General features: G+C 60.0%; 12 protein-coding genes. 3 read left to right on the forward strand and 9 right to left on the reverse strand.

Translation table 11 applies throughout. The features are described 5' to 3' along the window. Window positions 1–3 precede the first annotated feature (3 nt). Window positions 4–300, forward strand: coding sequence for a DUF1330 domain-containing protein (locus tag BK670_RS05910; protein WP_123449003.1), 297 nt, complete (start codon window positions 4–6; stop codon window positions 298–300). Between the two features lie 123 nt (window positions 301–423). Here BK670_RS05910 and BK670_RS05915 read toward each other — a convergent pair whose 3' ends face one another. The 7 genes from BK670_RS05915 to BK670_RS05950 form a co-directional block, all read right to left on the reverse strand. Continuing rightward, window positions 424–987, reverse strand: a complete 564-nt coding sequence (locus BK670_RS05915) for an NUDIX hydrolase (RefSeq protein ID WP_034155593.1) — start codon at window positions 985–987, stop codon at window positions 424–426. A 1-nt stretch (window position 988) separates the two neighbouring features. Then, a complete protein-coding gene (locus BK670_RS05920; RefSeq protein ID WP_123449004.1) occupies window positions 989–1,741 on the reverse strand; it encodes a GntR family transcriptional regulator in 753 nt (250 codons plus the stop codon). Between the two features lie 58 nt (window positions 1,742–1,799). Then, window positions 1,800–2,189: a carboxymuconolactone decarboxylase family protein gene (locus BK670_RS05925; RefSeq protein ID WP_007968634.1), complete on the reverse strand. Its 390-nt coding sequence runs from the start codon at window positions 2,187–2,189 to the stop codon at window positions 1,800–1,802. 132 nt (window positions 2,190–2,321) lie between these two features. After that, window positions 2,322–2,807, reverse strand: a complete 486-nt coding sequence (locus BK670_RS05935) for a flavin reductase family protein (RefSeq protein ID WP_123449005.1) — start codon at window positions 2,805–2,807, stop codon at window positions 2,322–2,324. Window positions 2,808–2,819: 12 nt separating this feature from the next. After that, window positions 2,820–4,301 carry an aldehyde dehydrogenase gene (locus tag BK670_RS05940; RefSeq protein ID WP_123449006.1) on the reverse strand — a complete coding sequence of 494 codons (1,482 nt, stop codon included), beginning with the start codon at window positions 4,299–4,301 and terminating at the stop codon, window positions 2,820–2,822. Further along, complete coding sequence (locus BK670_RS05945; RefSeq protein ID WP_123449007.1) at window positions 4,298–5,131, reverse strand: alpha/beta fold hydrolase; 834 nt, start codon at window positions 5,129–5,131, stop codon at window positions 4,298–4,300. The genes BK670_RS05940 and BK670_RS05945 overlap by 4 nt, the downstream gene beginning before the upstream one ends. A gap of 31 nt (window positions 5,132–5,162) precedes the next feature. Further along, window positions 5,163–5,753, reverse strand: a complete 591-nt coding sequence (locus tag BK670_RS05950; RefSeq protein WP_007917992.1) for an amino acid synthesis family protein — start codon at window positions 5,751–5,753, stop codon at window positions 5,163–5,165. A gap of 462 nt (window positions 5,754–6,215) precedes the next feature. Here BK670_RS05950 and BK670_RS05960 point away from each other — a divergent pair, with 462 nt between their 5' ends. Further along, on the forward strand, window positions 6,216–7,259 hold the full coding sequence (locus tag BK670_RS05960; protein WP_123449008.1) for a WD40/YVTN/BNR-like repeat-containing protein: 1,044 nt from the start codon (window positions 6,216–6,218) through the stop codon (window positions 7,257–7,259). Next, window positions 7,256–9,640 (forward strand): efflux RND transporter permease subunit, encoded by a 2,385-nt coding sequence (locus BK670_RS05965; protein WP_123449009.1) that lies wholly within the window; start codon window positions 7,256–7,258, stop codon window positions 9,638–9,640. The genes BK670_RS05960 and BK670_RS05965 overlap by 4 nt, the downstream gene beginning before the upstream one ends. Window positions 9,641–9,703: 63 nt before the next feature. Here the strand turns inward: BK670_RS05965 and BK670_RS05970 are convergent, their stop codons facing one another. Then, a complete protein-coding gene (locus tag BK670_RS05970; RefSeq protein WP_123449010.1) occupies window positions 9,704–14,398 on the reverse strand; it encodes a dermonecrotic toxin domain-containing protein in 4,695 nt (1,564 codons plus the stop codon). Between the two features lie 120 nt (window positions 14,399–14,518). Then, window positions 14,519–15,238, reverse strand: a complete 720-nt coding sequence (locus BK670_RS05975) for a FadR/GntR family transcriptional regulator (RefSeq protein WP_123449011.1) — start codon at window positions 15,236–15,238, stop codon at window positions 14,519–14,521. Between the last annotated feature and the right edge of the window lie 77 nt (window positions 15,239–15,315).

Below are 15,315 nucleotides of genomic sequence, written 5' to 3' on the forward strand. Positions count from 1 at the left end.
ACTATGAAGGCGTACTGGATTGCCCATGTGGACATTGCCGATGCCGAGCACTACAGCCAATACACCCAGCGTGCGCCGGCAGCGTTCGCCGAATTCGGCGCGAAATTTCTGGCTCGGGGCGGGCGCAGCGAGGCGATGGAAGGCCGGGCTACACCTCAGCGTAGCGTGGTGATCGAATTCGAGAGCTACGAAAAAGCCGTGGCGTGCTACCACTCGGCGGCGTATCAGGAAGCGAAGAGTTATCGCGAGGAATGGGCGAGGGCGCAAATCATCATCGTTGAGGGCATCGCCCCAATCTAAGCGACACCACTACACCCCTGTAGGAGCTGCCGAAGGCAGCGATCTTTTGATCTTGCTTCCAAAAACAAAGTCAAAAGATCGCAGCCTTCGGCAGCTTCTACAGTGATTGGTTAATGCTGGAAATCAGCGGATAAAGTGGATTTTGCCGCTGTCGTCATTGCCCATGTAGATCCCATACACCCCAGCCTGGCGCTCCTCGATATATCGCTCGAGAATCTGCCGGATCGCCGGGTAATAGATCTGCTCCCACGGGATGTCTTCAGGCGCGAAGAACTTGTAGTCCAGGGTTTCCGGGCCGTACTGTCCGGTGATCTCCAGCGCGATCGCGCGGAAGATGATGTACACCTCGCTGATCTTCGGCACGCTGAAGATCGAATACGGCGAGACGATTTCCGCACGTACGCCGCTTTCTTCCCAGACTTCGCGGATGGCCGCTTGCTCGGTGGTCTCGCCGCTTTCCATGAACCCGGCAGGTAGCGTCCAGGTGCCTGGGCGCGGTGGGATCGCGCGTTGGCACAGGAGGTATTTGCCGTCCTGCTCGATGATGCAGCCGGCAATGATCTTCGGGTTGACGTAGTGGATGTAGCCGCAGCCGCGGCACATCAGGCGCTCGTGCGTATCGCCCGCCGGTATCTGCTGACCGAGGTCAGGGCCACCGCATTTCGGGCAATAGCTCGGGCTGAACATATCAGTGACCTATACGGGGTTCTTTCAGCGCGATGGGCAGGGTGATGTTCGGCGTGGCGCCGGTCTCTTCCTGGTTGCGCTTGAGGTAATCGAGGGCCACCGCAGCAGCGGCGCGAACGTGATCGACGCAGGCCTGATGCGCCGCCAGCGGATCGCCGCTCTTGATCGCCTCGACCATTTTTTCCATTTCGTGGTTACTCGCGCCGCGACGGTTTTCCTGTGAAACCGAAGTCGCGCGCAGGTAGCTGATGCGCGCCTGCAACTGACGCAGCTGAGTCGCCGCCACATGGTTGCCCGAGCCTTCGAGCAGCACGTCGTAGAAACCCTGCACCGAGTCGATCACTTGCTGCAATTCGCCGTCCTTGAGCGCCTTGCGGTTGTCGTCGAGGGCTTTTTCCAGGGCTTTGATGTCCTTGGCTTTGGCGCGCAGGGTGAACAGCTGGACGATCAGGCCTTCGAGTACGCAACGCAGTTCGTAAATATCGACCGCATCGGCGAGGGTGATGATCGCCACGCGCGGCCCTTTGGCGTCTGCGAACTCCACCAGACCTTCGGATTCGAGGTGACGCAAGGCTTCACGCACCGACGTACGGCTCACGCCGAGGCGATCGCACAGATCGCGCTCGACCAGACGATCCCCTGGCATGAGCTGGAAATTCATGATCGCGCTACGCAGTTTATCCAGCACGATTTCGCGCAGGGTAACGGGGTTGCGATTGACCTTGAAGCTGTCGTCGAGTGGCTGGCGTTTCATGGGGTCCGCTCTTTAAGTTGGCTGTCCATGCCAGACGGGCATCTAAACAGCCGAGGGGTTAACTGGAGGCCTCGGCGTCGGCTTCGGCGAAGGCTTCACGGGCGAGCCGGAAACTGTCCACGGCTGCCGGGACGCCGCAATAAATACCGACCTGAAGCAGAATTTCGCGTATTTGCTCACGACTCAGGCCGTTACGCAAGGCGCCGCGCACATGCAGCTTGAGTTCATGCGGGCGGTTGAGCGCCGAGATCATCGCCAGGTTGATCATGCTGCGCTCCTTGAGCGACAAACCTTCGCGACCCCAGACATGGCCCCAGCAGTATTCGGTGACCATTTCCTGCAGAGGGCGGGTGAAGTCGTCGGCGTTCTCTATCGAACGTTGCACGTAGGCTTCGCCCAAGACCTGAGTGCGGATTTTCAGACCCTTTTCGTACTTTTCGTTACTCATCATTCCTCCAGTCACCACAGATCCCTTGTGAAGGAGCTGCCGAAGGCTGCGATCTTTTGATCTTGCTCTTGAAAATCAAAGTCAAAAGATCGCAGCCTTCGGCAGCTCCTACAGGGGATTTGTGTGAATCCGTCAGGCCAGGGTCGGCAGGGGGCCGAGCTTGCCTTTGTGGTAGATCATCGGCGTCACCGGTTGCTCGGGCAGGATCAGGTTCTTCACCGCGCCGACGATGATTGCGTGATCGCCACCATCGTATTCACGCCACAACTCGCACTCGATAATCGCCGTGGCCTTGGCCAGGATCGGGTTACCGAGTTCGCTCAAGTGCCACTCGATGTTCTTGGCCTTGTCCTTGCCTTTACCGGCGAACGCATAGGCCTCAGCCGTCTGGTCAGCCGACAGCAAATGGATCGCGAACTTCTTGCTGTCACGCAGCACCGGGTAGGTGTCGGAAGCGTAGTTAGGGCAGAACAGCACCAGTGCCGGGTCAATCGACAGCGCGCTGAAGGCGCTGGCGGTGATACCGACGATGCCGCCATCCGGGTCGAGGGTGGTGACCACCGTGACGCCGGACGGGAATGAGCTCATGACGTCTTTGTAAATGCCGGGTTCGATCATTTCGCAGGACTCCTAGCGCATCACAAACGGATCAGGCATTGGTGCCTGAGAAAGGTTGATCCACACCGTTTTCAGTTCGGTGTAGGCCAGCACCGAATCGATGCCGCTTTCGCGTCCATAGCCACTGTTCTTGAAGCCGCCGATTGGCGCCATCGCCGACACCGCGCGGTAAGTGTTGACCCAGATAATCCCCGAGCGCACATCGCGGGCGAGGCGATGGGCGCGGCCCAGATCTCGGGTCCAGATGCCGGCCGCGAGGCCAAATTGCGAGTCGTTGGCGATCGCCAGTGCTTCGGCTTCATCTTTGAAGCGAATCACCGAAGCCACCGGGCCAAAGACTTCTTCCTGCATGATCTTCATCGAATTGCGGTCGCACTCGAACAGCGTCGGCTCATAGAACCAGCCTTCGCCGAGATCGGTCGGGCGCTTGCCGCCGGTGCGCAAACGCGCGCCCTCGGCGATGGCATCGGCGACCAGACCTTCGACCACCGCCAGTTGCTGCGCGGTGGCCATCGGGCCCATCTCGCTGTGGTCTTCTTGCGGGTTACCGATGCGAATGCGCTGGGCGCGCTCGACCAGTCGGCTGACGAATTCGTCGTAGATCTCGTCCTGCACCAACAGCCGCGAACCGGACACGCAACTCTGTCCGGACGCCGCGTAGATCCCGGCAATCGCGCCGTTGATCGCGCTGTCCAGATCGGCGTCGGCGAAGATGATGTTCGGCGACTTGCCGCCCAGTTCCAGCGACAACTTGGCGAAGTTCTCGGCGCTGCTGCGCACTACATGGCGCGCCGTTGCCGCGCCGCCGGTGAAGGCGATTTTGCGGATCAGCGGATGACGGGTGAGGGCGGCGCCGGTGCTCGGGCCGTAACCGGTGACGACGTTGACCACGCCCGGCGGTATTCCCGCTTCGAGGGCCAGACGCGCCAGCTCAAGAATGGTCGCCGACGCATGTTCGGATGGCTTGATCACAATCGTGTTGCCAGCGGCGAGGGCCGGGGCCAGTTTGATTGCGGTCAGATAGAGCGGGCTGTTCCACGGAATGATCGCGGCGACCACACCCATCGCTTCGTGCACGGTGTAGGCGAACAGATCCGGCTTATCCAGCGGCAGCGTGCCGCCTTCAAGCTTGTCGGCCAGACCGGCGGTGTAGTGGAAAAACTCGGGCAGATAACCGACTTGCCCACGGGTTTCGCGGATCAGTTTGCCGTTGTCGCGGCTTTCCAGCTGCGCCAGTTGTTCCTTGTTCTCGGCGATCAGGTCGCCGAGACGGCGCAGCAGTTTGCCGCGCGCGGTGGCGGTCAAACCGCGCCATGCCGGGCTTTCGAAGGCCTGTTGGGCGACCTGCACGGCGCGTTCGACATCGGCCTCATCGGCGTCGGGTAGTTCTGCCCAAGCCTGGGCAGTGGCCGGATTAAGACTTTCGAAAGTCTTGCCGGAGAGGGCGTCGACCCATTCTCCGCCGATGCACATCTGGAAGCGTGCGAGTGTCATGCAACGATCCCCTTTATATGGTTTTGTCGGGAGTGTGCGAATTGCAGAAATTCCAGCAGCGTCTGGTTGACCAGACGCGGCGACTCTACGGGCATCATATGCCGTTGCTCAGGCAGCACGGCAACCTTCGCACCGGGGATGCGCCGGGCCAGTTGCTCGGCCATTTCCGGGGTCGAACCCGGATCGAGTTCGCCGGTGGCGATCAGCGTCGGTGCCTGAATACTGCCCAGGTCGTCGGCGCGGTACATGTCTTGGGTGGCGAACAGTTCGTAGGTAGTCAGATAACCCTGCGGATCATTATTAGCGAGAGTCTGGCGCAGCGCGGCGATCTGCGCCGGGTTGGCCGCCTGATATTCGCGGCTGAACCAGCGTGACAACGCCGCTTCGGCATTGGCGTCCGGGCCATGTTCGGCGGCTTGCGCGGTGCGCGCGATAACACCGGCACGTTGTTCTTCGCTGCGGTTGAAGACGCTGTTCAACACCACCAGGCTTTGCAGGCGCTCCGGGTAATGCAGGGCAAAGGCCCGCGCGATCAGACCGCCCATGGAGAAACCGATCACCGCTGCCTGTGGCAGATTCAGGTGGTCGAGCAGCTCCAGCAACTGATCGGCGTACCCGAGCAGGGCGGTGCCACTGGCCGGTCGCGGGCTGGCGCCATGGCCGAGCATGTCGTAGGCGATCACCCGGTATTGGCTGGACAGGCCGACAATCTGCCCGCCCCACATTTCTTTGTTCAGGCCCACGCCGTGGATCAAAACCACGGGCTGGCCTTGGCCGGTCGCCAGGTAACTGGTGCCCGCCGGGGTGAGTTCAGCGGTGAGCCGAATCATGGAGCGCTCCTGCAATGCCTTTTTATTGTGATTACTGGGCTTTTTCGGCGGCCAGTTCTTCCAGATCGATGTAGCGGTTGCCGATGCGCGGGTGCAGGCGACCACCGTCGGCGCAACCCAGCACCACGACGATTTCGTCGGCACGCGGCGCGTCTTCGATCTGCATTTCCAGAGTGATGTAGTGCGAACGCTGACCTTCGTCGTCCTTGTGCATCATCGGGATCTGGATTGAGGTGCCCGGGCCGCCGCGCTTGTTGGTAAAGCTCAGGTAGCTCTTGGCGTTGACGGCTTCGCGGTAGTGGTTGCCGAAGCGCAGGGTGTGAATCACGGCGGAGGCGTGCTCGATCTCGCCGTCAGCGCCGACCACGGCCGCTTTGCCGTAGGCCTCGATTTTTTCCGCGCCGCCGATGATGCCGACCAGACGCTCGACCATCAGTGCGCCGAGGTCGGAGCAGTTGGCGCGGATCTGCGGCTTGAGATCTTCAACGAAACCGTTTCCCACCCAAGGGTTTTTCATCACCACGGCCAAACCAACCATGGTTACCGGCTTGTCAGTGGCTTTGCCGCCTTCAATGAAGGTTTCTTCGACATAGCTGACGATCTTGCGAATTTCGAAACTCATGAGCTGCTCCGTAGGGGGATTGAGAGTGTCTGTGCGTCTGATGGTATACCATAATACCGATCGTGCAAGTCCCCCTCGCAAGATTTGCCGCATCCATCCGGCGAATGGCGCTGCATTCACTGACAACCACAAATCCCAAGACCGCCTCTAAAGCCTGTGGGAGCGAGCCTGCTCGCGAAAGCGGTGGGTCAGCCAATAAACTGGGTGACTGGTGCACCGCATTCGCGAGCAGGCTCGCTCCCACAATGCAAATCAGCGTCGGTAGAGGGCTGCTTTCGGTTAACAAAAGATAACGTGGCGCCGATTGTCAGACGTTTCGAAAGCCCGATAGGATGAGTCAGCTTCCGAAGTGGCTCTGGATTGCGGGTTTCAGGACTATGCTTCTGACCAGCCATCAGCGGAGCACACTTGCGGCGCCCTTGAAGGCCAGATGGCCTAACAATAATAAATAGGGGAAGGTCTATGAGTCGTTGCCGCCCGCCGGCGTTACGCAGCACCGCGTTGCTGGCCACAGCACTCTCGCTGCTGGGCTTTGCCACGTTATCGGCACCTGTGATTGCCGCCGAGGCACCCGCCGACGTGGTCTATGCCACCGAATCCGCCAAAGCTGCGAAAAGCCTGATTCTCGATGTCGTCCACGCCGGCGCGCGCCTGGTGGCGGTGGGAGATCGCGGGCACATTCTCTATTCCGATGACCAGGGCAAAACCTGGACGCAAGCCAAGGTGCCGAGCCGGCAACTGCTGACTGCGGTGTACTTTGTCGACGACAAGCACGGCTGGGCGGTCGGCCACGACGCGCAAATTCTCGCCAGCGCCGACGGCGGTCTGACCTGGACCAAGCAATTCGAAGACCTCAAACGCGAATCGCCGCTGCTCGACGTCTGGTTCAAGGACGCCAACAGCGGCCTCGCCGTGGGCGCGTACGGCGCACTGCTGGAGACCACCGACGGCGGCAAAAACTGGCAAGACGTCAGTGACCGCCTCGACAACGAAGATCAATTCCACCTCAACGCCATCGCGGCGGTAAAAGACGCCGGGCTGTTTATCGTCGGCGAGTCGGGCAGCATGTTTCGCTCCGCTGACTGGGGCCAGACCTGGGAAAAACTCGAAGGCCCGTACGAAGGTTCGCTGTTTGGCGTGATCGGCACGGCGCAACCGCAAACGCTGCTGGCCTACGGTTTGCGCGGCAATCTTTATCGCTCCACGGATTTCGGCAGCACCTGGGAACAGGTCGAACTCAAAGCTGCGCGCGGTGCACTGGAGTTTGGTCTGTCCGGCGCTACGCTGCTTGAGGACGGTTCCATTGTCATCGTCGGCAACGGCGGCTCGGTGATCAGCAGCAGCGACAACGGCGAAACCTTCAGTGTGTTCAACCGCCCGGACCGTATTTCCCTGTCGTCGGTCACTGCCGCCGGCGACGGCAACCTGATTCTGACCGGGCAGGGTGGCGTCCACACCACGCTGCCAAACGGTGCCGAGATCAATAATAAGAAGGCGGGGCTATGACTTCCTTGATCACTCCTCAGCAGGACAAGGCGACGTTTCTTGAACGCCTGATTTTCAACAACCGCCCGGCCGTGATCCTGATCTGTCTGGTGGTGAGCATTTTCCTATTCTGGCAGGCGACGCTGATCCGGCCGTCGACCAGTTTCGAAAAAATGATCCCGCTCCAGCACCCGTTCATCGAGAAGATGATGGAGCACCGCAACGATCTGGCGAACCTCGGCAACACCGTGCGTATTTCGGTGGAAGCCAAGGACGGCGACATCTTCTCCAAGGAGTACATGGAGACCCTGCGGCAGATCAACGACGAGGTGTTCTACATCTCCGGTGTTGACCGCTCCGGCCTGAAGTCGCTGTGGAGCCCGAGCGTACGCTGGACCGAAGTGACCGAAGAAGGTTTTGCCGGCGGTGAAGTGATCCCGCAGAGCTACAACGGCTCGCAGGACAGCCTCGACCTGCTGCGCAACAACGTGCTCAAGTCCGGCCAGGTCGGGCGTCTGGTGGCCAACGACTTCAAGTCGAGTATCGTCGACATCCCGCTGCTGGAGTCCTACCCGGACCCGCAGGATCAGGGCAAGTTGCTCGCACTGGACTACCGCAAGTTCTCTCATGAACTCGAAGACAAGATCCGCAACAAGTTCGAAGCGCAGAACCCCAACGTCAAGATCCACATCGTCGGTTTCGCCAAGAAAGTCGGCGACCTGATCGACGGGCTGGTGATGGTGGTGCTGTTCTTCGGCATCGCGTTCGTCATCACCCTGATCCTGCTGCTGTGGTTCACCAACTGCGTACGCAGCACCATCGCCGTTTTGAGTACGACGCTGGTGGCGGTGGTCTGGCAGCTCGGTCTGATGCACTTCTTCGGTTTCGGACTTGATCCGTATTCGATGCTGGTGCCGTTCCTGATCTTCGCCATCGGTATTTCCCACGGCGTGCAGAAGATCAACGGCATCGCCCTGCAATCCAGCGAGGCCGACAACGCCCTGACTGCAGCGCGGCGTACCTTCCGGCAACTGTTCCTGCCGGGGATGATCGCGATTCTCGCGGATGCGGTGGGCTTCATCACGCTGCTGATCATCGACATCGGCGTGATCCGGGAACTGGCCATCGGCGCGTCGATCGGCGTGGCAGTGATCGTGTTCACCAACCTGATCCTGCTGCCGGTGGCGATTTCCTATGTCGGCATCAGCAAGCGCGCGATTGCCAAGAGCAAGAAAGACGCGAACCGCGAACACCCGTTCTGGCGCCTGTTGTCGAACTTCGCCAACCCGAAAGTCGCACGTATTTCGGTGGTGCTGGCACTGATCGCCTTCGGCGGCGGCCTCTGGTACAGCCAGAACCTGAAAATCGGCGACCTCGACCAGGGCGCGCCGGAACTGCGCCCGGACTCGCGCTACAACAAGGACAACAACTTCATCATCAACAACTACTCGACCAGTTCCGACGTGCTGGTGGTGATGGTCAAGACCAAGGCTGAAGGTTGCTCGCGCTTTGAGGCCATGGCGCCGATCGATGAACTGATGTGGAAGATGCAGAACACTGAGGGCGTGCAGTCGGCGATCTCGCTGGTGACCGTGTCCAAGCAGATGATCAAGGGCATGAACGAGGGCAACCTGAAATGGGAAACCCTGTCACGCAACCCGGACGTGCTGAACAACTCGATTGCCCGCGCTGACGGTCTGTACAACAACAGTTGCTCGCTGGCGCCGGTGCTGGTGTTCCTCAACGATCACAAGGCCGAAACCCTCGATCGGGCGGTGCACGCGGTGCAGGAATTCGCCAAGGACAACAACAAGGACGGCCTGGAATTCATCCTCGCTGCGGGTAACGCCGGGATCGAAGCGGCCACCAACGAAGTCATCAAACAGGCTGAGCTGACCATCCTGATTCTGGTGTACATCTGCGTGGCGGTGATGTGCATGATCACCTTCCGTTCGTGGGCGGCGACCCTGTGCATCGTCCTGCCGCTGGTGCTGACCTCGGTACTGGGCAACGCGCTGATGGCGTTCATGGGCATCGGCGTCAAGGTCGCGACACTGCCAGTGGTGGCGCTGGGCGTGGGGATTGGTGTCGACTACGGCATCTACATCTACAGCCGTCTGGAAAGTTTCCTGCGCGCGGGCCTGCCGTTGCAGGAAGCCTATTACCAGACGCTGAAATCCACCGGTAAAGCGGTGCTGTTCACCGGCCTGTGCCTGGCCATTGGTGTGTGCACCTGGATCTTCTCGGCGATCAAGTTCCAGGCCGACATGGGCCTGATGCTGACCTTCATGCTGCTGTGGAACATGTTCGGTGCGCTGTGGCTGCTGCCGGCACTGGCGAAGTTCCTGATCAAGCCGGAGAAACTGGCGGGGCAGAAGGGCAATTCGCTGTTTGCCCATTGATCTGAAGGCCTGAAACGACAAAGCCGCAACCTCAGGGTTGCGGCTTTTTTGCTGCTGCCGGAATCAGCGGGGTTCCAATGGCAGGAACACCGTGGCTGCCAACGTCTGGCTGATGGCGCCGCGATGAATATCGATTTTCTGTTGCGGATTCGTCGCCTTCAACATGGCCGACTCATAGGTTTCATATTGTTGATCCCGGGTTTTCAAATGAGCGCGGGTGTAATCGGCCTTTGCGGCTGAGTCGGTCGCATAGTGGAAGTGGGCGTACCAGACGGGCTGATCCCGCTCGTCGAGCAGAACGTATTCCTGCATGAAGTCCTTGCGGCCGGTGGTGAGCTGGACTGGCCCGTCCACCATGCGGGCATAAATGGCGCGCTTTTCCAGCAGAAACGCGACGCCTTCGCTGGTCGGTGGTTTGTTCAGAGTCATGCGCGTGCGCAGCTCGCTCGCCTTGTTCAAAAGTGCCTCAGCCTTGGTCCGTAGCTGGTTGATCAGTGCCATATCCTGCTCGCGATTGACCGGCGCATCGTCATGGCGCTGCAGAGTGTCGGCGAAAGCCGTCAACTTCTCGGCCTCGCGCTGCATCTGTTCCTCGATTTCCATCGGAGAGCTCGCACGCTGCGCATAACCCTCGATTTTCTGCACCTGTTGATCGACCTTTCCAAGGGCCTTGCGGGCATCACCCTTGAGTTGCGCATAAGGCCTGGCACGCGGCCGAGCTGCTGGCTGCTCGTACTCGGCCTCGACAGTGATTTCTTCCCAGACGTCCGGTGCCTGTTCGTGGAAAGACAGCAGCGTGCCCTCGTCCATCGGGTTTTTGATGTCGACGATATCGGCACCCTGGTCGGCGACTCGCGGGCGCAGATCACCAATCAGCGTGCCTTTGGTCCTGGTCTTGATGACTTTTTTGCGACTTGCTTTTGGAGAAGGTCTGGCGGGGGAACGCTCGCCACCGGTCGACGGGCCTGACACCTGCGCGTTTTCGGGCAACCGCTGCAGCTCGTCGGCCAGACGCTGTTCAGCGTCGAGGCGAAATTCGCCAATGATCTCGCGGATCCGATTGAAGTGGGCCGCTTGTAACTCCTCGCCATGGAAAATGCCAATACTTTCCAGGGCATCCTGCGCCTTGCCGTAGCGATCGACGAGGTTATCGAACACCGCGATACGATCAGCGCTTTCATAGACTTCCACGCCTTGCAGGTCAGCATGGGAACGAGACAGTAGCACCACCGGGTCGATGGCATCGTCCAGCCCCAGCACCGTTTGCACAGCCCAGGCCTTCACACTGATCGGCCGCAGGATCTGTAATTGAAAAGCCTTGAGCCGTAATGCCGTCAACTCGTGGCCCGCCCGCCCCACCGTCAATCGCTCCCAGGCATCCGGCCCCAGGCGAGGTACATTTTTCAACTCAAGCAGTCGCCCGTCGGCTTCCTCGTAAAGCTTGATCATGTTCTCGTTGATGGACGATGTTTCGCGCAGGAAGTCCAGGTACCGATCGCGCGTGGCTTCGCCCCCGGCCAGCAGCGTGGCAGCGACCTGGCGAGTGCCTTGGTTAAATTCGGCATATCGACGCAGCATGGCTTGTCGATCCAGATCAGCCATGATGATCCGTTTGCGCACATTGTTGATGCTGTTTTCCAACAGGGAGGCGATGGCGGTATATATCGGATCGGTTTTTTTCAGCACGGCCACTTCTTTCAGTTCGGCGATCTGCGTCAGGTACTGGTCGGTCTGCTGGCTCAGTTTGCTGTCGAAGATCTGCCTGAACCTGGCTCGTACCTGCTCGGTAGCCGTCGCAAGGTCGCGCTGCTGAATCATCAGGCGTTCAGCGATGTCGACACCACGCTGCACCTCTTCTTGCTGCCCGACAAAGGTCGCGTAGTTCTGATCCAGCACTTCGATACGACGTTTCGCCTGATCGCGCTGGGCCTTGATTCGTGATTTAGGCCCGCCACCGAGCAGTTTCACGCCGCGCTCGACCATCCACTGACCGCGGCCATTGCTTTTCAAGCGGATGCCGGGATGGTCGGGATGAGCCAGATACACCTCGCCGAAACCGGGCACGGTGCGCACGCGAACCAGCAGTCCGCCGACACTGGCATGCCATTGATTGTCAATTTGATACAAGCCCTTGAAGGCACCGGTTGCAACGGGGGCCGGCAAGTGCGCTGGCCATGGGACGTGCGCTTGCGTCAGCGTGGTCAATAATCGGGTCGAGGCCGATTCCCGCGCGGTGGACAATGTGAAATCCACTGTTGTCTTGCCATCGCCCGGAGGCTCAGCGGGCAGCGCAGGAGATTGCTCACGGATAACCGGTTCAAGCGCCGTCGGGTAAGCGTCAGAAGGGTGACGCAATGGCTCAAGCACGGCCGGAACCAGACCCTCCGCGCTATCGGGCAGCGACACCGCGGATTGCTTGGCCACATGCAGCAGCACCAGTCCGATGTTCAACAGCAAATCGGTCCACGCCTGATTTCGCACAGCGGCATCGGCGCTGTCGAGGGCCGGCAGGTCGTTGATCAGGCTGTGGGTGATCTGCACCATCCAGCCGACCACCATGGCCGGGCCGTCCAGCGGCAAAAGCAGGATATTGAAGATCAGCCAGCCACCTTCACAGATCAGCGCCCAGCGGCTTTCTGCGTTGGACACCGATTGCTGATCCGCCGTTTGAATCAATGCCCGAGCGTTGCTGGTGAACAGACTGGCCAACACTCGATTTTCTTCGACGGCCTTCAACCAGTCTGCTGCAGCGGCGTCGCCAACCAGAATGGCGGGGGCCGGTTTTTCGAAAGGTGTGAAGTCGTCGCCAGGATGGAAGTGAATGATGTGCGGCTCATTGAATCCGTTGTTGGCATAAATCGGCCTGGCGCGATCGCTCAGCCACATCAACACACTGTTTTGCAGCGGTCCGGCTACGGCAATCGCCTTGAGCAGCTCCCGGCGGCTGCTGAATTGCTGCAGCGCCGGGGCATACATCGGGCGATACAGGATGCAAGGGCCCTCGGCGTTCAGGTCTTTGGGTTCGATGACAAACATATTGGTCACCCCATCCCAGTCCGCGTGGGCCTTGCGTTGAAATGCCAAGGGCCTGATGACAATCGCCAGCCCCTCGACGATTCGCCGGGCGGCGGTGTTCTGCATCAACGCGTTGACATATCGATAGCCCAACCGGTTGAAGCCGTGCTCCGCGCGAATGGAATGTTCCAGCGCCTGCAACGGCAACTGGATGGCAAGTTCCCGCGAAAACAGGCGTTCCCGTTCGCGGCTTTCGGTACTGTCTCGCAACAGCCTGTTTTCGAGCAGCGCGGGATAGTGTTTGCCGACGTCGATGCGTCTCACCAGATCCAGCAGATAGGCTGCTGTGGTCCAGTCCTGAATCAGTTGATTGCCCGTGTGCCGAATGGTCATGCGCCCCTTGGGTTTGCCCGCAAGGTTGTGGATGGCCAGTTCTGTGAGCGACATCGTGACCTTGTCGATGTAGCCACTGCCCAGGTCACCGACCGGGACATGGAACGTCAGCTCCAGGTCATCGGCGTTGTAGCCAGGCGCTTGCGGGTGATCCTCGAGCATCTGTTTGTGCAGCGCTTTGCGTGCAAAGGTGTGCAGATCATCGATTCCGTCGTTGAAGGCGCGCCCCCGGGTTTGCTGCCTGAGACTTGCAAGCGCCAGAACGTGCTGCCGGTAGGCCATGCGATCGGTGCCATCAGCGGTTTGCAGCCAGTGCGGCAGACTCGCCTTGATCGGTTGAAGGTTTGTGGGCGATGGCTGCGTATTTCGGAACAGGCCGGCGACATTGGTGAGCGCGTCGATGCGCTGTTGCAATTCGCTCAAGGGCTGGTTCGTGGGGAGTGTCAGTGCGGCAATGTTCTCCAGTTGCTGATTGAGCAACAGCGCAGCCTGGATATCGAAAATGTTGCCATCGGGCTCAAAGCGTTTCCAGCTGATGGCGTCGGTCGTAAAGTGCTGCTGGAAACGCTCGGCCCAGGCCAGCGCGAATTCGTCGAGCGAGGAATAGACTTCGACGTTGCCGTTCACGCTGCACAACAGGTGAGTGTCAGCACAACTGATCAGCAGATCAGGTGTCTGCACCGTCGCGCAGACTGTGCCTTTGCTCAGAGTGGTCTGAAGTGTACATGCCTGGATGACCGCTCTCGGCCCTGGCTTTTGCAACCGCGCCCGGCGATCGGGAAGCTCAGCCAGTTCCATCAGCACTTCGGCCTGCAAGGCGTTCAGTCCCCTGCGCCGAACCGCCGCTGTTTGCAGTGCGCTGGCGAGAAGATCGCCGAGCCACTGCCAGCGACTTACCCCAGCGCCGATGTCCTCGTTCCAGTATGTCGTCACGGCCTCTTGCAAGCCGATGTACAGGATTGCCGGGAGGTCAAGAATGACATCGGCGATGACTTGCATGTCGGGCAGCCGCGTGGTGGTTTTGCCGACGCTCATCTGTTTGGGCACTTTGTTGGTCAGAAAGCAGTGGCGGCCGTATTGGTCAGAGAGATCGAGCTTTATGCCCGTGGCAAGATAGGTCAGTACTTCGTCGAGTAATAACGACAGACTCCAGGCACCCTCCGGAAGGGGCCGGGCCAGGCGCGTTCGGTAGGGGTCGAAGTCGAGCCCGGGGTATTTTTCGAGCAGGCCTTCCTTGAGCAAATGAGCGGTTTGCGCGCGCAGTGTGGGGCGGTGGTCAAACTGCGCGCTGACGGCGCGCGCGACGATAGCGCTTGAGTCCGCTATCACGGCTGTTGCGGAAATTGACATGGTGCAATCCTTGGCACGTTGAGGATTGCACACAATAAAACCGGAACACTCGACCGGTGCGGTATCTGGATACCACCCAGCCAGGTTCAGAGCGGCAGGTGAGGGCGGCGCGCTGGCTCGTCAGGAAAGCTCTGCCCCAAGGACCGCACTCAACGCACTGCGCGCATCATCCAGCTGCACCAGCGTCGCATGTCGCGCGCCCAACGCATCGCGATTTTCAATCGCCGTCAGAATCGCCTTGTGCCGTGGCAACGCCAGCTCATGCAGATTCGGCCGCTGATTGGAATGCTTCAACGCCTCGGCAATCGCCACCGACAACATGTTGCACAGGTTTGCCAGCAAATCGTTGTGCGTCGCGTCGGCAATCCGGCTGTGAAAATCCAGATCCGGCTGCAACAACGCTTCCGGTGTCGGCGCCGCTTCCATGCGCTGGTAAGCCTCGCCAATCGCGGCAATATCCGCCTCGGTCGCATGTTGGGCGGCGAGGGCGGCAGCGGCCGGTTCGATAATGCTGCGCACACTGGTCAGCACATTGAAGAATTCATTCTGCGGACTGCTTTGCATCAGCCAGTGCAGTACGTCGGGGTCGAGCATGTGCCATTCGCGGCGTGCTTTGACCACCGTGCCAACACGAGGCCTGGAATACACCAGCCCCTTGGCCACCAGCACCCGCGTGGCTTCGCGCAACACCGGCCGGCTGACCGCGTACTCCTCGCAGAGCAGCGCTTCGGCGGGCAGTTTGTCGTCGGGCAAAAAGCGTCCGGAGACGATCTGCATGCCCAGTTCCTGGACGATGCGCGAGTGCATGCTTTTACGGTCGGAGGGTTTGCGGTAATCCATGGGGAACGGCGCGATCCTGAGCGATGGAGATGCCGCGCATCATAGCAGGCGAGAGGCGCAATCATCAGGCTTGAAAT

Source organism: Pseudomonas fluorescens, from assembly GCF_003732425.1.
Taxonomy (GTDB): Bacteria; Pseudomonadota; Gammaproteobacteria; order Pseudomonadales; family Pseudomonadaceae; genus Aquipseudomonas; species Aquipseudomonas fluorescens_BE.